Source organism: Hominiventricola filiformis, assembly GCF_020686965.1.
GTDB lineage: Bacteria > Bacillota > Clostridia > Lachnospirales > Lachnospiraceae > Hominiventricola > Hominiventricola filiformis.
The window spans coordinates 160806-179373 of record NZ_JAJEPS010000006.1 but is presented as its reverse complement, the minus strand read 5'-3'; the positions used below and the strand labels follow the sequence as shown (position 1 = coordinate 179373).

14 protein-coding genes are annotated in these 18568 nt (G+C 41.9%); all 14 read left to right on the top strand.

Annotated elements, in window-relative coordinates; genetic code table 11:
• Window positions 1-3 precede the first annotated feature (3 nt).
• The 14 genes from LKD36_RS08350 (at window position 4) to recG (ending at window position 18451) form a co-directional block, all read left to right on the top strand.
• Window positions 4-1449: an SEFIR domain-containing protein gene (locus tag LKD36_RS08350; protein ID WP_118769927.1), complete on the top strand. Its 1446-nt coding sequence runs from the start codon at window positions 4-6 to the stop codon at window positions 1447-1449.
• 36 nt (window positions 1450-1485) lie between these two features.
• Window positions 1486-4998 (top strand): BREX-1 system adenine-specific DNA-methyltransferase PglX, encoded by a 3513-nt coding sequence (gene pglX / locus LKD36_RS08345; RefSeq protein WP_308459315.1) that lies wholly within the window; start codon window positions 1486-1488, stop codon window positions 4996-4998.
• Window positions 4999-5020: 22 nt separating this feature from the next.
• A complete protein-coding gene (locus LKD36_RS08340) occupies window positions 5021-6295 on the top strand; it encodes a KAP family P-loop NTPase fold protein (RefSeq protein WP_308459314.1) in 1275 nt (424 codons plus the stop codon).
• 13 nt (window positions 6296-6308) lie between these two features.
• A complete protein-coding gene (locus tag LKD36_RS08335) occupies window positions 6309-6548 on the top strand; it encodes a DUF3791 domain-containing protein (RefSeq protein ID WP_118769930.1) in 240 nt (79 codons plus the stop codon).
• Entirely contained in the window at window positions 6545-7015 is a 471-nt protein-coding gene (locus LKD36_RS08330; RefSeq protein WP_118769931.1) for a DUF3990 domain-containing protein, read from the top strand. Before LKD36_RS08335 ends, LKD36_RS08330 begins: the two co-directional genes overlap by 4 nt.
• Window positions 7012-7236: a DUF3791 domain-containing protein gene (locus tag LKD36_RS08325; protein ID WP_118769932.1), complete on the top strand. Its 225-nt coding sequence runs from the start codon at window positions 7012-7014 to the stop codon at window positions 7234-7236. Before LKD36_RS08330 ends, LKD36_RS08325 begins: the two co-directional genes overlap by 4 nt.
• A 477-nt stretch (window positions 7237-7713) precedes the next feature.
• Window positions 7714-10356, top strand: coding sequence for a BREX-1 system phosphatase PglZ type A (gene pglZ, locus LKD36_RS08320; protein ID WP_308459313.1), 2643 nt, complete (start codon window positions 7714-7716; stop codon window positions 10354-10356).
• Window positions 10357-10841: 485 nt separating this feature from the next.
• On the top strand, window positions 10842-11216 hold the full coding sequence (locus LKD36_RS08315; RefSeq protein ID WP_118769934.1) for a GntR family transcriptional regulator: 375 nt from the start codon (window positions 10842-10844) through the stop codon (window positions 11214-11216).
• Window positions 11216-12061: an ATP-binding cassette domain-containing protein gene (locus LKD36_RS08310; protein ID WP_118769935.1), complete on the top strand. Its 846-nt coding sequence runs from the start codon at window positions 11216-11218 to the stop codon at window positions 12059-12061. Before LKD36_RS08315 ends, LKD36_RS08310 begins: the two co-directional genes overlap by 1 nt.
• 1 nt (window position 12062) lies before the next feature.
• Window positions 12063-12731, top strand: coding sequence for an ABC-2 transporter permease (locus LKD36_RS08305; protein WP_118769936.1), 669 nt, complete (start codon window positions 12063-12065; stop codon window positions 12729-12731).
• 107 nt (window positions 12732-12838) lie between these two features.
• Complete coding sequence (locus tag LKD36_RS08300) at window positions 12839-13519, top strand: GntR family transcriptional regulator (RefSeq protein WP_308459312.1); 681 nt, start codon at window positions 12839-12841, stop codon at window positions 13517-13519.
• A 27-nt stretch (window positions 13520-13546) separates the two neighbouring features.
• Complete coding sequence (locus LKD36_RS08295; RefSeq protein WP_308459311.1) at window positions 13547-14755, top strand: NADP-dependent isocitrate dehydrogenase; 1209 nt, start codon at window positions 13547-13549, stop codon at window positions 14753-14755.
• A 76-nt stretch (window positions 14756-14831) separates the two neighbouring features.
• Window positions 14832-16307 carry a stage IV sporulation protein A gene (spoIVA, locus tag LKD36_RS08290; RefSeq protein ID WP_308459310.1) on the top strand — a complete coding sequence of 492 codons (1476 nt, stop codon included), beginning with the start codon at window positions 14832-14834 and terminating at the stop codon, window positions 16305-16307.
• An 86-nt stretch (window positions 16308-16393) separates the two neighbouring features.
• Window positions 16394-18451 carry an ATP-dependent DNA helicase RecG gene (gene recG / locus LKD36_RS08285; protein ID WP_308459309.1) on the top strand — a complete coding sequence of 686 codons (2058 nt, stop codon included), beginning with the start codon at window positions 16394-16396 and terminating at the stop codon, window positions 18449-18451.
• Window positions 18452-18568: the final 117 nt, after the last annotated feature.

Below are 18568 nucleotides of genomic sequence, written 5' to 3'. Positions count from 1 at the left end.
TTTATGAAACGTACGATAGAACATCCCAAGGTATTTATCTCTTATGCATGGGGATCTGAGGACTACAGATTGAAAGTACGTTCTTTTGCAACAGATTTAATGGAAAATGGTATTGATGTTTTGTTAGATCAGTGGTCTTTAAAAGAAGGAAATGATACATATGCATTTATGGAGCAGAGTGTAACAGATCCAACAATAACAAATGTATTAATATTACTTGACCCGATTTATGAGAAAAAAGCGAATGGAAGACATGGCGGAGTAGGAACGGAAACACAGATTATTTCACCGGAAATTTACAATAAAGTTAAACAAGAAAAATTTTTACCTGTAATTTTTGAACGGGGTGAAAACGGAGAAATTCCAAAACCTCAGTATTTAAAAACGATGTTGCATTTTGATTTATCTCAGGAAGAAAAGTATGATTCAGAATATCAGAGATTAGTAAAACGCTTGTATGGAATAGAAATAGTAGAAAAACCAGAATTAGGAAAGAAACCATCGTGGCTGGAAGAAAAATCTATGATTCCAACAAAAACGCGTACAGGCTATGAATGCTTAAAACAACGGAAATCAGATAATATAAAGAAAGATGAATATAGAAATTTTTTATCTGTTGTAAAAGAGAAGATAATAAATTTTAGTAAAGATGAACTGGAAACTAGCGTATCAGCGGATGGGTATATAGCGTTGTATGCTGATACAAAATTATATCGGGATGATTTCTTACATTTATTAAAGTATTCACTTTATGTTCCGGAAGCATATAAAATTATAGCATCGGTTATGGAAGAAATATGTGTGGAAATAAAATATAAAGATGGATACGAAGGCGAAGTCATGAGAACTTTGCTGCATGAGATATTCATTTATGTGGTGGCATTTTATTTGAAAAATAAAAATTCTGATGCCGTATCATATATTTTGTCAAAAACATATTTTGTAAGTAATCATGGATATAATGAAGACCAGAGTTTTGATGTCTTTTATAATCATAATGAGAATTTAGATAGAGCTGTGTCGAAAAAAGACGGTAAAAATTATTATTCTGGAACAGCTAATTATTGGATTAATAATATTAATGTAGAAGTATGCAACAAGAATGAATTTGTTTTTGCTGATATCTTTTGCCATAATGCATCTATGTTTGTTGAAAATTATACGAAAGAGTGGTTTTGGTTTCCGATAACATATATATATGATAGAGCGGAATATGGAAACAGCCTCTTCAGACAGTTTGCGATTCGTTTGAAATCAAAAGAGCATCTACAAGAAGCTACTAAAATAATGGGATTTACAGATACAGAAGTATTTAAGAGGAAATATATTGAAATAGAGAGAAAAATGAAAGAAGGAAATTTTAGAGAATATCGATATAACAGTGCGTTTGAAACAGCGCCAGTTATGTGTCAATATGTTAAATCAGAAGAATTAGGAATTAGAAACTAATAAAAAATTTTGATAAAGGAAAATTAGTAGGGAATAATGGATAAGAATGCAATTAAAAAATTTGCTGTCTGGGCAAGAACAGAGCTGATCGCCCGTGTTTCCCTGAAAGGTGTGGAATACGGTATCACAGAGGACAACATTGAGGATGCCAATGCGGACAGCGTTGGCGGCAAAGTCCTCACTGCCGATGAAAAGAAACAGCGTCAGGCTCTGATTGCCGAGATTAACGATAAAGGATATAAGCAGGTCATGGAGGAGGTTGCCTATACTTGGTTTAACCGTTTCTCCGCTCTGCGATTCATGGAAGTCAACGGCTATCTTCCTTCCCATGTGCGTGTGTTCACGGACGAGGAAAACAATTTTAAGCCGCAGAATATAACCGAAGCTATTCATCTGGATTTGGATGGATTGGATATGGAAAAGGTCTATGAGCTGAAAGATGCCGAAAAGACCGAAGAACTGTATAAATATCTGCTGATCGTGCAGTGCAACGCATTGAATAAAATTCTGCCAGGAATGTTCCAGAGACTCTCGGACTACACTGAGCTTCTTCTGCCGGACAATCTGCTTCGTGAAGGTAGTGTGATTCAGCAGATGATTGAGCTGATACCGGAGGACGACTGGAAGGATGCTGTCCAAATCATCGGCTGGCTGTATCAGTATTATAACAGTGAGAAAAAGGATGACGTTTTCGCAGCACTGAAAAAGAATGTAAAAATCACAAAAGAAAACATCCCTGCAGCAACACAGCTTTTCACACCGGACTGGATTGTTCGCTATATGGTAGAGAACAGCCTTGGTCGTTTATGGCTGGAGAGACACCCGGATGTTAAAGAGCAGCTTCTGCCTACTGAGGAAGAACAGTTTGCTTATGCTGCCGGAAATCGTGATCCGGAAGATACCAAATGGCACTACTATCTGGAAGAAGCCGAGCAGGAGCCGGAAGTGCAAGTACAGCTGGCTGAAATCCGTAAGGAATATGCCTCACTGATACCGGATCAGCTGAAAGTCATTGACCCATGCTCCGGTTCCGGTCATATCCTTGCGTATATGTTTGATGTGCTGATGAAGATTTATGAATCCTACGGTTATACCACTCGTGAAGCGGTGGCAAGCATTGTGGAGAACAATCTTTACGGTCTGGATATTGATGACCGTGCGGCACAGCTGGCTTACTTTGCGGTAATGATGAAAGCCCGTCAGTATGACCGCCGCTTCTTTAGCCGTGGCATTCAGCCCCATGTATATGCTATTGTGGAGAGCAACCATGTAGATAAATTCGCAGTGGACTATTTCTGTAATGGCGATGCAAAGCTCACGACAGCTATGGACACCATTATCAAAGAGCTGCATGATGCAAAGGAATATGGTTCGATTCTGACTGTAACACCGCAGAACTGGTCTGCTTTGTATGACCGTTTTGCAGAGATTACAGAAGATATAAATATGTCCCGTGAAACGGCATTGAGAGAACTTTTGCCGTTGGTACAGGTGGCAGAAGCACTGGCACAGAAGTATGATACTGTTGTAACAAATCCACCGTATATGGGCGGTTCCGGCATGGGCGCAAAGCTCTCAGACTATGTTAAAAAGAATTATCCTGATTCTAAATCAGATATGAGTACAGTTTGTATGGAAAAGACACTGAATATGTGTTCAAGACAAGGGTTCATGGCAATGATAAATATTCCAGTATGGATGTTTATTTCATCTTATGAAAAACTTAGATTTAACATACTTTCAAACAATAGTATTCGTAATATGGTTCACCTTGGTCGAGGTGTTTTTGGCTCTGACTTCGGAACAACGGCATTCGTAATTCATAAAATGAATATCCCACATTATACGGCACATTATAGAAGATTATTTATAAATACTGGTGATGTGGATACGATAGAAACCAAGGAAAAGTGGTTTTTTGAAGGAATGGGAAGATTCTATTTCGAGCAAAACGGATTTTTCCTGATACCAACACAGCCAGTAGCATATTGGGCAAGTAAAGCAATGTTGTCCATTTTTGCTGAATGCAACCGAATGGGATCATTTGCAGAAGGACGAAAAGGGCTTGTAACAGGTAATGATGATGTATATTTGAAATTATGGCATGAAGTATGTAAGGACAATTTTTCCGTTTTTGGAGGCTATGATAATACAAAGTGGAAGCCATGTAATAAAGGCGGAAACTATCGCAAATGGTATGGCAATAACGACTATATTGTAAACTGGGGAACTGATGGAAAGGAATTGGCTAATCATAGATGGCCTGATGGAAGGCAGAGGTCTTCTTTGAGAAATTCTTCTTATTTCTTCAGAGAAGGACTTACTTGGACATATATAACTTCTGGTACAAAGTGCTTCCGATATTACCCGGAAGGATTTGCTTTTGCAGGAACTGGTCCAGGATTGTTTCCTAAAAATAATGTTAATTTATGGTACATCCTTGCTTATACAAATTCTATTGTGTTTGATAGGTTATTAAAACTAATTGGTTCATCAACAATATCATTAGAAAGTGGAGAAGTTGAAAGAGCACCAATTCGGATTGAAAGCCGGAAATTACCTGAAATCAATGAATTAGCCAAAAATAATACAACATTAGCTAAGGTGGACTGGGATGCCTTTGAAACTTCATGGGACTTCCAGCATCATCCACTGCTCCGAAAAGTTCCGACTATTGCCGAAGCATTTGACCAGTGGCAGGCTGAATGTGATGACCGCTTCAACCAGCTGAAAGCCAATGAGGAAGAACTGAACCGTATTTTCATTGGCATTTATGGTTTGCAGGATGAACTGACACCGGAAGTTGAGGATAAGGATGTTACTGTCCGCAACGCTGATCTTGGCAGAGATATTCGCTCGTTTATTTCCTATGCGGTTGGCTGTATGTTTGGTCGTTACTCTCTGGATGTGGATGGACTTGCCTATGCAGGCGGCGAATGGGACACCGGCAAGTATGCTTCTTTTGCTGCGGATAAGGATAACATTATCCCGATTTGCGACGATGAATACTTTGAGGATGATATTGTCGGTCTGTTCGTGGAATTTGTGAAAACTGTTTACGGTGCAGATACCCTAGATGAAAACCTAAAATTCATTGCCGATGCTCTGGGTGGCAAAGGTCAGCCGAAGGATGTGATTCGGAATTATTTCCTGAGTGATTTCTATTCTGACCATTGCAAAATTTATCAAAAACGCCCGATTTACTGGCTGTTTGACAGCGGCAAGAAGAACGGCTTTAAGGCTCTGATTTATATGCACCGTTATCAACCAGATACCATTGCCCGTATTCGTACCGATTATGTGCATGAACAACAGGCTCGTTATCGCACTGCCATTGCTGATCTGGAACAGCGTATTGCCAATGCTTCCACTGGTGAGCGTGTGAAGCTGAACAAAAAGCTGACCACCTTGCAGGCACAGGATACTGAGATCAGAACCTATGAGGAAAAGATTCATCACCTTGCCGACCAGATGATTTCCATTGATCTGGACGATGGAGTGAAGAAAAATTATGCAATTTTCCAGGATGTTTTGGCTAAAATAAAGTAAGAAAGATGGTGAGAAAGTGCGATTGAAAGAGGACGTTTTAAATAGAGAGCCATTTATTCAACAGATAGTTGAATTGGCCAAAATTCTTTCAGAAAATCGTAAAAACTGTTGCTTTGCTATTGAAGGAGAATGGGGAAGCGGTAAGAGTTTTGTGCTGGAAATGATTCAGGAATGTCTTAAGATGGAACAATCAGAAATAACAGGTACAGATTGCTTTTTTGTTGTTCGATATGATTGTTGGCAATATGACTACTATGAAGAGCCTATAGTTGCTATTATCTCAGTATTAAAAGAACAGATCGAAAAGTATATAAGTGTATTATCAGATGCAACTAAGAAGCAACTATTTGAATCTTTAAAAAATGCAATAACCAAAATTGCTGTTGAAGCAATAAAATCAAAAACAGGAGTAAATTTTGGTGATATTATTAAAACACCCGAAGATGATGGAAAAATATATGATCAATATTTTGGTTTTCAGAATGTAATTAAAAAAGTACAAGGGCAAATTGTGGAAATATCAAAAGATCAAACAGTAGTTATTATTGTTGACGAATTAGATAGATGTCTGCCCTCGTATGCAATTAAAGTGTTAGAACGTATTCATCATATATTCAACGAGTTGGAAAATGTAGTGGTGATAATTGCAATGGAAAAAAAGCAAATCGAAAATTCGTTGCATCAAATCTATGGGGATGAGATGAATGTTGATCGGTATTTGAAAAAAATTATTTCATTCAGTTTTCAATTAGATAATGGATCTGCAAATAATTTTACTGAAAAATATGCAAGTTTTGTCGAGATGTTTAGCCTTCAAGAACAAGTTGAACTGGAAAAATTTTTAAAAGAAATTACCCAAGGAATAGATATTCGTACGCAAGAAAAAATTTTTGAAAAAGCAGAAAATATACATAAATTGATAACGGATCAAGATAAAATGGACACTGCTATATTGGCGTTTGAAATACTTGTTTTATGTCTGAAAGAAAAAATGTCAATAGTTAGTATGAACTGGATAGTTGACACATCCAGTTATCCAGCAGTTGAATCTGAAATTGGAAACGATTATTTCGATTCGATAAGGAATTTTGCAAACCTTATTCGTCAGTATCCTGAAAAAGTGAACTATAAATTTGTTTGTAAGGAAAATAATTTTACTGACAAAATGATTTTTATAATTTCCGGATTGAATAATGTGTATGAAAATAATGGGTGTGGTTTATATTATTGTGCAGATAAGGAGATTGAACAAAAGTTGATTTTTTCAAAAAAAGTCTATGAATTATTAAAAATATAGGAAAGGTTGATATATGATGACGGAAGAAAAAATCAAAAATTCCAATGAGCTGGAGTTTGCTGTATTTTGTATTGAAAATGTAGCGGCAAAGTTGGGCGTAGATGCAGAGCGTGTTTATCAGGCATTTACTGAACAAAGCAATATTCTGTACGGTTACATTGTGCCGGAATATGAAGTGCTACATACTCAGAGTCGGGAATATATTGTTGACGACCTCCTTGATGTGATGAAAGAAAGGGGTGTGGAAGTATGATTCTCTATCATGGTTCTTTTTTAGAGATTGCAAAGCCGGATTTGGTTCATTCCCGCCCCAATGTGGACTTCGGGCGTGGCTTCTACGTCACGCCGCTGTATGAACAGGCGGCGAAGTGGTGCGGCAAGTTCAAACGCCGTGGGAAAGCCGGTATTATCTCCCGGTATGAATACAATGAAAGCCGGGAATCCGAACTGAAAACACTGAAATTCGATTCTTATTCCGAAGAATGGCTGGATTTTATTCTGAACTGTCGCAGTGGAAAAGATTTGACGGATTATGACCTTGTTGTAGGCGGTGTTGCCAATGATAAGGTGTTCAATACCGTGGAGCTTTTCTTTGACGGACTGATTGATAAAACGGAAGCTATCAACCGCCTGTGTTATGAAAAGCCGAACCTGCAAATATGTTTCCGCACAGAAAAAGCACTGTCTCTGCTGCGTTTTGAAGGGGGTGAAACACTATGACAGCGAATCCGATTTTGCTTCAGAGAAAATATGCCCGTGTTATTGAATGCTTTGCTAAACAGCAGGGACTTTCACTGGATGCGGCATTGGATTTCTTTTATCATTCCCAAGTCTATCAGCTGATCCGTGACGGCGTTTCTGATATGCATTGCATGAGCGATCTGTATCTTGCAGAAGAACTGGAACAAGAATATGTGGAAAAAATGGCGAAGAATAAATAATCTCATAAAATATGAAAAAAGTCCCCGTGATTCAAGCATCTGCAGGCAGACACCATCACGGAGACTCCAAAGGCTGGAATACAGGCAACATAGCATCTGTAAACAGATACCAGAAAGGATGCTCTATAAACCTATTTATAGTATATAAAATGAAAAGATAGTTGTCAAATTTTGGAAACAAAATAAAAAACCGGTAATCGCAATACGAAAACCGGATTCTCCTTCTAAACGTGTTAGATGAGTTAATATTATTATATGCGTTACAAGGGAAAAAAGTCAATGCGAAAAAACAAATAACGCCACCATTAACGCCATAAACAACGCCAATGGCACTGAAAATGGCGTTAATGATAGAGAGTGTGCCGGATAATGGCGTTAAAGTGCCAGATAAGTGCCGATAAAGTGCCGGATACTGAAAAAAGTGCCGGATAAGTGCCGATAAAATGCCGGATACCAAGGAAGGAAAGAAAGTGACTTATGGATACAGACAAAGTAATACAGGACTTGAATCGCAGATTTGCTGCACCTCTGCCGGAGTTTTATCAGCGTCGTATCATCTTCTGGTATGATGAAGATAAGGAATTTGAGGATAAGCTGGACGAAGTGGTTCTGGAAAATGCAAAGGTCATTGCTCTGACTGGCAATAATGCGTTTTCTGTGAAGAAACTGCTTTCGGTAGATGATCTGACCACAAACTATCTGGTTTACAGTCCTTGTAGCTATAACCGCCCGGATGATAACTGGCTTCTGGATGTGGAGCTTTACAGTGAGGAGTTCCGGGCAGACCTGATTTCCATTTGGATGGATGAGATGGGTCTTGCATCGAATCCGGCCATGCGCAAGCAGGTCAAGAATTACCGTGCTTATTTTAATGCGAAAGACCGCCGCTTGAAAGTCAGCACACAGAATAAAGTTCCGGCAACTCCGGCACAGCTGCACATAGCTGTCATGGCGGCAATCTGCGGATTGAAAGACGCACAGCCGAACCGGATTCTCCGCAGCGTGTTCCGTGCCGGACTGGATATGAAGAACAATACGAGTTGTCAGGATTTTGTAAAATATCATGCAGACGGTGCATTTTGGGCGATGGTTCGTCAAGGATGCGGATTTGCAGAGGAAGAACCAGACCTCGGACGGCTGGCAATTCATTTGCTGTTGACTGCCGCTACCCGTACCATGCGGCAGGAGTATCTTGCCGGACTGGATGGATTCATTTCCATGCCACATCAGGCATATTGCTATGATTTTATTTCTGAATGGCTTCACAGCGAGGACATTCAGCAGCTTTATGATGTGGCTCGGTATGTTGAGGATGAAGCCCGTTTGAATCAGCGTTTTGAGAAGCTGACAGTGGATGATCTGGCAGGAACCGAATGCTTTCCGTGTATCAACGAAGTGATTCTGACAAAGCTGATGACAGAGATCAGCGACCATATTATTGATGTGGATGCCATTACTTCCACTGTTGAGAAGCGGAGAACCTGTGCATGGTATGAGCCATTTAAGAATTTCTATGACGGTATCCTGCAAGTAGCGAATATGCAGAGCTTCTTCAAGGAACATTCTGCCGGATTCCATACCGCAGAAGCAAAAGGCATCTGGAAAGAATATACGGAAAGCTACTATCAGATGGATACCTATTATCGTTTGTTCCATCTGAGCTTCCAAAAGAGCCTGGAGACTTCCAATATTTTGTTGGACGATTTGTTTAAGCACGTCGTCGATAAAGTGGAAGGACTTTATACCCATTGGTTCTTGGGCGAGCTGGGCAACAACTGGTCAGATGTATGTGCAGATGAACTGGCGAATTACGGTAAAGTTTTGGAAGTACCGCAACAGGAGGAGTTTTATCGTTCCCGCATTCAGACTTCGGATACGAAAGTATTTGTAATTGTCTCAGATGCCATGCGGTATGAAGTGGCAGCAGCTATGGCAGATCAGCTTCAGAGAGAAACACAGAGCAAGGTTTCTATCAGCAGTATGCAGAGCATCTTCCCTTCGATTACAAAGTTTGGTATGGCAGCACTATTGCCGCATAAAGAACTGACAGTAGAAGTTCGGAACGATATTTTGACGGTTTTGGCAGATGGCCAGTCTACGGCGAGCCCTTACCGGGATAAGGTTCTGAAATCAGAAGATCCGGCAAGTGTGGCTTTAAAGTACAATGAGATTATTGCTATGAAGCGGGCAGAACGAAGTGCGCTGGTAAAGGGCATGGATGTGGTTTACATTTATCACGATACCATTGATGAAGCCAGCCATACTTCTGATACTGCGGTTTTCGCTGCCTGTGAGAAAGCAATTTCGGAACTGAAGAACCTTGTGCGTATTATTGTAAATGAATTTGGCGGAACGAATATTCTGATTACGGCTGACCATGGATTCCTCTATACATACAGTCCGCTGACTGAAGACGATAAAGTAGGAAGAAATGAGTTTTATGATGTAGACAGGGGTAATACCAGCGACTTGAAAAAAGAAAATGCGAGACGTTGTGTGGAATATGGAAGACGTTATGCCATCATGAAGAAGGGCGCACAGCCGAATTATCTGCTGCCTGTGAAGTTCTTGGGTGGAAATACGGAATTTGATGGATTTGCACCGAGAGAAAGCATTCGTATTAAGATGAATGGTGGCGGCATGAACTTTGTGCATGGCGGTATCAGCTTGCAGGAAATGGTTGTTCCGGTGATCGAATATCACTATCTCCGCAATGATTCGATGGAATATAAGCGTAATAAACAGAAATACGATACCAAGCCGGTAATGGTCAATTTGCTGTCCGCAAACCGTAAAATCAGCAATATGATTTTCTCATTGAACTTCTATCAAAAGGACGCAGTCAGTGCAAACCGAGAAGCGGCCACCTATCAGGTTTACTTTACGGACGAAAACGGCAAGCAGATCAGTGATGATCAGAAGATTATTGCAGATAAAACCAGCGATAACGGTGCAGAAAGAACATTCCGCTGCCAGTTTAATCTGAAGTCTCTGAAATACAGCAATACCGCTACTTATTATCTGGTAATTGCGGACGAACAGGGATTGCAGATGCCGCAGCGGGAGCCGTTCCAGATTGACATTGCCTTTGCGGTGGATGAGTTCGATTTCTTTAGTTAATACCGCAAGAGGAGAGAAAGATGGAGCAATTTACAGAGGGTGAAAGTACCCGTGAAGAAGTATTGTTCTGAATTAGAATAATATCTCTGTGGAAATGGCATTTTCGAGCTGCTTGCGGGTATTATGAGAGGATCTTGTTTGAAATACCCATGGAATTTCAGGTAAAGACTTTACCTTGGGTATTATAGAAGCTTATGAATTGCAATACCCTGAAAAATTATATACATTTCCCGAATAGTCAATAGTTTCTATGCTTTTCAGGAAAATTTGCTTAATCTGGCGGGTAGGATACGACATATGGGCGTATTTTACCCACTAGATTTTTTTTCATATTTTTGTAAGGGTAAAAAATTTAGAAGTTCCTCTGATTACCCGCCAAACGAAATATATGATTTCGCACAAAGCATTCCTTCGAATAAACACCATATAACAGTTGACAACAGTTATAAACTGTTATATACTGTTTGTAGACAGGAGGGAAGAAGATGCAGTTTATTATCAATCATTCTTCTATGGAGCCCATCTATGAACAAATTATGGGACAGATTCGTTCCGGAATCGCAAAGGGAACCATGAAAGAAGGCGATGCGCTGCCGTCGGTGCGTGCACTGGCAAAGGATTTGAAGGTCAGTGCGTTGACCGTTAAAAAAGCCTATGACGGACTAGAGCAGGAAGGCTTCATTATGACTGTTCACGGGAAAGGCAGCTTCGTGACCTGTTCCGGACAAGACATTTACCTGGAAGAGAGGCGGAGAGAAGTCGAGGAGGAACTGGCAGCAGCGGTCCGAAAGGGCAGAAGCTGCGGCATGGAGCAGGAGGAACTGCTGGAATTATTTCAGATGGTATTGGAGGAACCGTGATGATCAGACTGGAACAAGCAGAAAAACAATATAAAAACTTTCACCTGGACTGTTCTATGGAGGTGCAGGAAGGTATGGTAACTGGCTTGATTGGCCCTAATGGAGCTGGCAAGAGTACCACATTCCGGCTGCTCACCGGACTGGCAAAGCCGGAGGCCGGACGGGTCGAGATCTTTGGAAAAGAGATTTCAGAGCTTATGGCAGAAGACCGGAGGAAGATTGGCGTGGTCTGGTCAGATGCTGGATTTTCCGGATACCTCATGGGAAAAGATCTGATTGCCGTATTAAAAAATATGTATCCGGCATTTGATGAAGGCTGGTTTCAAAAGAAATGTGAGGAATTTCATTTGCCGATGGATAAGAAATTAAAAGATTTTTCCGCAGGCATGAAAGCAAAGCTGAAAGTATTGTCAGCTGTTGCCAATGGAGATGTCAGACTTCTTATTCTGGATGAGCCGACAGCAGGGATGGATGTGATGGTGAGGGAACAGATTCTTGATCTTTTACGGGAATTTATGATGCCGGGAGATCGGTCGATTCTCATCAGTTCCCATATTTCCAGTGATCTGGAAGGATTCTGCGATGATGTTTATCTGATGAATCAAGGAAAGATCATTCTTCATGAAGATGTGGATACACTTCTGGAACAGTATGGAATTCTGAAGGTAACAACGGAACAGTATGACACTCTTGATAAAGAATATCTTCTTCGAGTGAAAAAAGAAGATTATGGTTATGCCTGCCTGACTGGACAGAAAGATTTTTATCAGGAAAACTGGCCGCAGATAATTGTTGAAAAAGGAACCATTGATCAGATCATGACCATGATGGTGGAGGGAAAGTAAGATGAAAGGATTATTGATCAAAGACGGAAGACTGATGATTACACAAGGGAAAACACTTCTCGGAATTGCTGTTTTTATGATCGTATGCTCTTTTTTACAGGGTGACAGCTTTCCTCAGTTTGCAGCCAGTTACAGTATTATGATGACGACTATTTTTACAATCAGCACGGTCAGTTATGATGAATACGATAATGGAATCAAATACCTTCTGGTGTTGCCGGTAGAGCGGCGAACGTATGTGAAGGAAAAATATTGTTTTGGTATCCTGATGTCCTGCATGGTATGGGGAATCTGCAGTTTAATAGGAATTGCAGGCGCATTTTTTCAAAATGCAGATGGGTTGGAAGAATATCTGATTTCCAGCCTGTCTGTAGCCATGCTGGCAGTTCTGCTTCTTGGTATTTGCCTTCCGGTTATCTTCTATTATGGAGCCGAAAAAGGAAGAGGCATCTATACCGGAATGCTGGCCTGCATCTTCTTTGCAGCGATTGCATTTTTCAAATTGAAATGGAATGTAGCATTGATGGAAAATGAATGGTTCCAGCAGATGTTGTTAATGATGGGGCGCAATCGTTTCCTGTTCATAACAGTCGGTGTATTCATATACCTGGGGATTCTGTCGATAGCCTATCAATGTGCTGTGAAGATTATGGAGCGTCGGGAGTTTTAATTAAATTACTCAAACTCATTGACATCTTCCTCTAACATGGTAAAATGTATACGAAGTTAGATTGTATACAATAATGCAAAAACTGAGGAGGACATGGAACAACTAACATGAGCAGTACACAGGGGCAAAAAGACGGACGTGATAAATATTCTCTCAGAGGAAGAGTTTTTCAGAGCATTCGGGAAGATATTTTGAGCGGACGTTATGAGCAGAATACAGAATTAAAAGAAGCAGCTATCGGAGCAGAACTTGGCGTGAGCAGAACACCGGTCAGAGAGGCCCTTCGACAGCTGGAGTTAGAAGGTTTGGTGACGATTATTCCCAACCGCGGCGCTTATGTCAATATGATTACCGCAAAGGATGTGCAGGATATCTATGTGATCCGTTCCATGCTGGAAGGATTATGTGCCAGATGGGCAACCCAGTCTATTACGGCAGAACAGTTGGATTCTATGGAAGAAACGCTGTGTCTGTCGGAATACCATACCAGTAAAAAGAACTATGAAAAGCTTTATGAGCTGGACAGCCTGTTTCATGAGCAGCTCTATGAAGCAGGAGGAAGCCGGATTTTAAATCATATACTGTCAGATTTTCACGATTATGTGAAGATGGTAAGAAAAGCAACCATTTCCACCAGCAGCCGTTCCGTGACATCCACGGAAGAACACAGGGCAATTTTTGAAGCAATCAAAGAGAAGGATCCTGATAAGGCGGAAGCTCTGGCAAAGGAGCATGTAAAACATACCATTGAAAGTATTCAGGCATACGGACTGGAGAAAATATTATAACTGCAGAATGAGGAGGACATGATTTCCATGGCAAAGATTGAGATGAAGACCCCGCTGGTAGAGATGGACGGAGACGAGATGACCAGAATTCTCTGGCAGATGATCAAAGATGAGTTATTACTTCCTTTTGTGGATCTGAAAACCGAGTACTATGATCTGGGACTGAAGAAAAGAGACGAGACGAACGATCAGATTACGATAGATGCAGCAGAAGCGACGAAGAAATACGGTGTAGCTGTCAAATGTGCAACCATTACACCAAATGCAGCACGTGTCAAAGAATATGACCTGAAAGAGATGTGGAAGAGTCCCAACGGAACCATCCGCGCCATTCTGGATGGAACGGTTTTCCGTGCTCCCATCATCGTAAAAGGAATTGAACCTTATGTAAAGACCTGGAAGAAGCCGATCACTTTGGCAAGACATGCTTACGGTGATGTATACAAGGCTTCCGAGATGCAGATTCCGGGACCGGGAAAGGTAGATCTGGTTTACACAGCAGAAGACGGAAGCCAGACTTCCGTTCTGGTACATGAGTTTAAGGGACCGGGTGTAGTACAGGGTATGCACAATCTGGATGCTTCCATTGAAAGCTTTGCAAGAAGTTGTTTCCAGTATGCCATTGATACAAAGCAGGATGTATGGTTTGCAACGAAGGATACCATTTCCAAGAAATACGACCATCATTTCAAGGATATTTTTCAGGAAATCTATGAAAAAGAATACAAGGCACAGTTTGAAGCAGCCGGACTTACCTATTTCTATACACTGATTGATGACGCAGTAGCCAGAGTTGTAAAATCCGAGGGCGGTTTCATCTGGGCCTGCAAGAACTATGATGGTGATGTCATGAGCGATCTGGTGGCAACGGCATTCGGTTCTCTTGCCATGATGACCTCCGTTCTGGTATCGCCCAAAGGATACTACGAATATGAGGCTGCTCACGGAACCGTGCAGAGACATTACTATCAGCATCTGGAAGGAAAAGAGACTTCCACTAATCCCATGGCGACCATCTTTGCATGGAGCGGTGCCTTGAGAAAACGTGGAGAACTGGATGCCATTCCGGAACTGGTACATTTTGCAGATGTACTGGAGCAGGCGTCCCTGAAAGTGATTGAGTCCGGAAAAATGACGAAAGACCTGGCATTGATCACCAGCCTTCCGAATCCGCAGGTTCTGAATTCTTCTGATTTTATTAAAGAGATTCGAAAAGAAGTGGAAGCAGCGCTGTAAAAAGAGCTTTTGCGGTCATATGAATAAAAATACGAACCCTCCCATATATTAGGTACAAATATGGGAGGGTTTTTGAATGGACAAAGAATTTCATCTGTATAATGATATCAGAGAGCGCACAGGCGGAGAGATCTATATAGGAGTAGTAGGACCGGTTCGTACCGGAAAATCTACCTTTATCAAACGTTTTATGGATGTGCTGGTACTGCCAAATATGGAAGATCGTAATGAGCGGGAGCGTGCGACAGATGAACTGCCCCAGTCTGCGGCGGGCAAGACGATTATGACAACAGAACCCAAATTTGTACCCAAGGAAGCAGTGGAGATCAGAGTGGCAGATGGAATTCCGGTCAGAATCCGTCTCATTGACTGTGTCGGATATATGGTGGAGGGGGCAGCCGGGCATCTGGAAAATGATAACGAACGGATGGTAAAGACACCGTGGTATGACAGTGAGATCCCATTTACAAAGGCGGCAGAGCTTGGCACGCATAAGGTCATTCATGATCATTCGACGATCGGAATTGTGGTGACCTGTGACGGCAGTTTTGGTGAGATCCCTGCAGAAAATTACCGTCAGGCAGAAGAGAGGACCGTAGAAGAATTGAAATCTATCGGAAAACCGTTTGTGATCCTTTTAAATACAGTCAGGCCATACAGTGATGCCGTGCGGAAGCAGGCGGAAGAAATGTACCATAAGTATCAGATTCCTGTGCTTCCTGTGAATTGTGAGCAGCTGAAAAAGGATGATATTACAATGATCCTTGAGCAGGTGCTGCTGGAATTCCCGATGGTGGAGATTCGTTACCAGATTCCGGGATGGGTGGAAATGCTGCCATTGGACCATCCGGTAAAGCAGGAGATCATTGAAAAAGTTCGTGCCACGATGGATGGCTTCCGCGTGCTCAGAGATGTGGGAAAAGGACTGCCGAACTGTGACAGTCCTCATATCAGCCGAATCAAACTGGATCAGGTACATCCGAATTGTGGAATCGCAACCTATTCCGTGGAGATGGAAGAAAACAGCTATTATGAGATGCTCAGTGAACTGACCGGCATGGAACTTCATGACGAATATGATCTCTTAAATCAGCTGAAGGAACTGTCCTCCATGCAGAAAGCATACGGAAAAGTGATGGCTGCCATGGATACTGTCAGGCAGAAAGGATACGGCATGGTGCTGCCGGAAAAAGAAGAAATTCGGATGGAAGATCCGGTGCTTATTCATCAGAGTGGAAAATTTGGAGTAAAATTAAAGGCCTATTCCCCGTCAGTTCATATGATTCGTGCCAATATTGAGACGGAGATTGCTCCGATTGTGGGAAGCGAGGAGCAGGCAAAAGATTTGATTCAGTACATTCAGGAGGGACGGAAACAGGAAGATGGTATCTGGCAGATTAACATTTTTGGAAAAACTATCGAGGAACTGGTAGAAGACGGTATTCGCAGCAAGCTTTATCAGATAGGGGAAGAAAGTCAGGTGAAATTGCAGGATACCATGCAGAAGATTGTAAACGATTCCAATGGCGGTCTGGTATGTATTATTATCTGAAAATGAAATTAGCTTGCAACCGGGGAGAAAACTGCTTATAATAAAGAGAACAGATGTTCTGAAAAGTACAGGATAGGAGAAAACATATGAACCTTCATTCGCCAGTGACAGATTTGAAAGGAATTGGAGAAAAAACAGCAGTTCCCTTTGCAAAAGCAGGAATCCATACCGTACAGGATCTGATCGAATATTATCCAAGGGCATATGAACTTTTTGAGGAACCGACAGAACCGGAAGAAATGGAAGATGGTAAAAAATATGCAGTGCATGCGTGGGTGCAGTCGGTTTCCCCGGTAAAGAGGTTTAAACGCTATCAGATTTTCAGCGCTCAGTTAAAAACAGGAGATACCGTTATTCAGGCTGCCTGGTTTAATATGCCGTTTCTTCGGAATTATTTTCAGAAAGGCGGGCAGTATATTTTCAGAGGAGTTGTCACGGTCAGAAACGGGCAATATCGAATGGAACAGCCGGAGCATTACACGCTGGCTGATTATGAGAAACTTCTGTATATAATGCAGCCAAAATATCCGCTGGTTTCCGGACTGACAGAGAAGATGGTGACGAAAGCTGTCCGTCAGGTGCTGGCAAATGATCAGATCCGGGTGCCGGAGTATCTTCCTGATGCCTGGCTTTCTGATTATGATCTGGAAGAAGAATGGGAAGCTTTAAGACAGATCCATTTTCCAAAAGACGATGGGGCTATGAGAAAAGCAAGAAAACGGATCGTATTTGACGAATTCCTGATGTTTATTCTCGGAATCCGGAAAATGAAGGAACACCAGGAGGAGCTGGTGAGCCAGATTTCTATGGTGGAAGTAGCAGAAACTTCACGTCTGATAGAAACCCTTCCTTATGAACTGACCGGTGCACAGAAGCGCGTCTGGAAGGAAATTGTATCTGATATGACTGGCGGTAAAGTCATGAGTCGGCTGGTACAGGGAGATGTTGGTTCCGGTAAGACTATTCTTGCTGTGCTGGCACTGATTATGACCGGCTGCAACGGCTGCCAGGGAGCGTTGATGGTGCCTACGGAAGTGCTTGCCCGACAGCATTTTGAATCTGTAAAAGAGATACTGGAAGAGCATCAGATTCCGCTCGTTCCGGTGCTGCTCACAGGTTCCATGACAGCAAAAGAAAAGCGTCTGGCGAAAGCGGAGATCGAGAGCGGCAGCGCTCAGATTATCATCGGTACTCATGCGCTGATTCAGGAAGATGTACAGTATTACCGTCTGGCTCTTGTGGTTACGGATGAACAGCACCGGTTTGGTGTGCGTCAGAGAGAAACTCTGGCAGATAAAGGAATTACGCCGCATGTGCTGGTTATGAGTGCAACGCCGATTCCTCGGACGCTGGCAATCATTGTCTATGGTGATCTCGATATTTCAGTAGTAGATGAGATGCCAGCACATCGGCTTCCAATTAAAAACTGTGTGGTGGATGAGTCCTATCGACCAAATGCATATCGTTTTATGGAAAAGGAAGTTGCTGCAGGCCATCAGGTTTATATCATCTGTCCCATGGTGGAAGAAAGTGATGAACTGGAGCTTGAAAATGTAACTGATTATACAGAAAAGCTGCAGAAGATCCTTCCGATGATCCGAATCGCATGTCTTCATGGAAAAATGAAGCCAAAAGAAAAAAATGAGATCATGGAACGGTTTGCAGCGGGGGATATTCAGATTCTGATATCGACTACTGTTATTGAGGTAGGGATCAATGTACCGAATGCCACGGTTATGATGGTGGAAAATGCAGAGCGGTTTGGCCTGGCGCAGCTTCATCAGCTCAGAGGACGTGTGGGAAGAGGTTCTGCGCAGTCATACTGTATTTTTATGAGTGGAAGCAAAGGAAAAGAAACTAGGAAGCGTCTGGAAGTTCTGAACAAATCCAATGATGGATTTTATATTGCAAGTGAGGATCTGAAACTTCGGGGTCCTGGCGATCTCTTTGGAATCCGTCAGAGCGGAATTCTGGAATTCCGGATGGGTGATGTATTTCAGGACTCGGCAGTGTTGGGGCAGGCAAGTGAGGCAGCCGGAAGACTTCTTAAGGAAGATCCGCAACTTCTTGATCCGTTATATGAAGGAATCCGAAAAAAACTGGAGCACATCATCAGCCAGAGCAGTGAATCTCTACGATTGTAGGCAATTTGTATGATTTTGTCAGATTAACAAGAACTTGGATGGTTTATTTCTGAATAGATGCACATACTAACACCGTAACAAACAACAACAAATTGCGAAGCATGTGTTACAGATTAC

What these genes read in the sequence shown, in the direction of transcription:
- LKD36_RS08350 (WP_118769927.1), top strand. Translation starts at nt 4, where the DNA reads ATGAAACGTACGATAGAACATCCCAAGGTATTTATCTCTTATGCATGG.
- pglX (WP_308459315.1), top strand. Translation starts at nt 1,486, where the DNA reads ATGGATAAGAATGCAATTAAAAAATTTGCTGTCTGGGCAAGAACAGAG.
- LKD36_RS08335 (WP_118769930.1), top strand. Translation starts at nt 6,309, where the DNA reads ATGATGACGGAAGAAAAAATCAAAAATTCCAATGAGCTGGAGTTTGCT.
- LKD36_RS08330 (WP_118769931.1), top strand. Translation starts at nt 6,545, where the DNA reads ATGATTCTCTATCATGGTTCTTTTTTAGAGATTGCAAAGCCGGATTTG.
- LKD36_RS08325 (WP_118769932.1), top strand. Translation starts at nt 7,012, where the DNA reads ATGACAGCGAATCCGATTTTGCTTCAGAGAAAATATGCCCGTGTTATT.
- pglZ (WP_308459313.1), top strand. Translation starts at nt 7,714, where the DNA reads ATGGATACAGACAAAGTAATACAGGACTTGAATCGCAGATTTGCTGCA.
- LKD36_RS08315 (WP_118769934.1), top strand. Translation starts at nt 10,842, where the DNA reads ATGCAGTTTATTATCAATCATTCTTCTATGGAGCCCATCTATGAACAA.
- LKD36_RS08310 (WP_118769935.1), top strand. Translation starts at nt 11,216, where the DNA reads ATGATCAGACTGGAACAAGCAGAAAAACAATATAAAAACTTTCACCTG.
- LKD36_RS08305 (WP_118769936.1), top strand. Translation starts at nt 12,063, where the DNA reads ATGAAAGGATTATTGATCAAAGACGGAAGACTGATGATTACACAAGGG.
- LKD36_RS08300 (WP_308459312.1), top strand. Translation starts at nt 12,839, where the DNA reads ATGAGCAGTACACAGGGGCAAAAAGACGGACGTGATAAATATTCTCTC.
- LKD36_RS08295 (WP_308459311.1), top strand. Translation starts at nt 13,547, where the DNA reads ATGGCAAAGATTGAGATGAAGACCCCGCTGGTAGAGATGGACGGAGAC.
- spoIVA (WP_308459310.1), top strand. Translation starts at nt 14,832, where the DNA reads ATGGACAAAGAATTTCATCTGTATAATGATATCAGAGAGCGCACAGGC.
- recG (WP_308459309.1), top strand. Translation starts at nt 16,394, where the DNA reads ATGAACCTTCATTCGCCAGTGACAGATTTGAAAGGAATTGGAGAAAAA.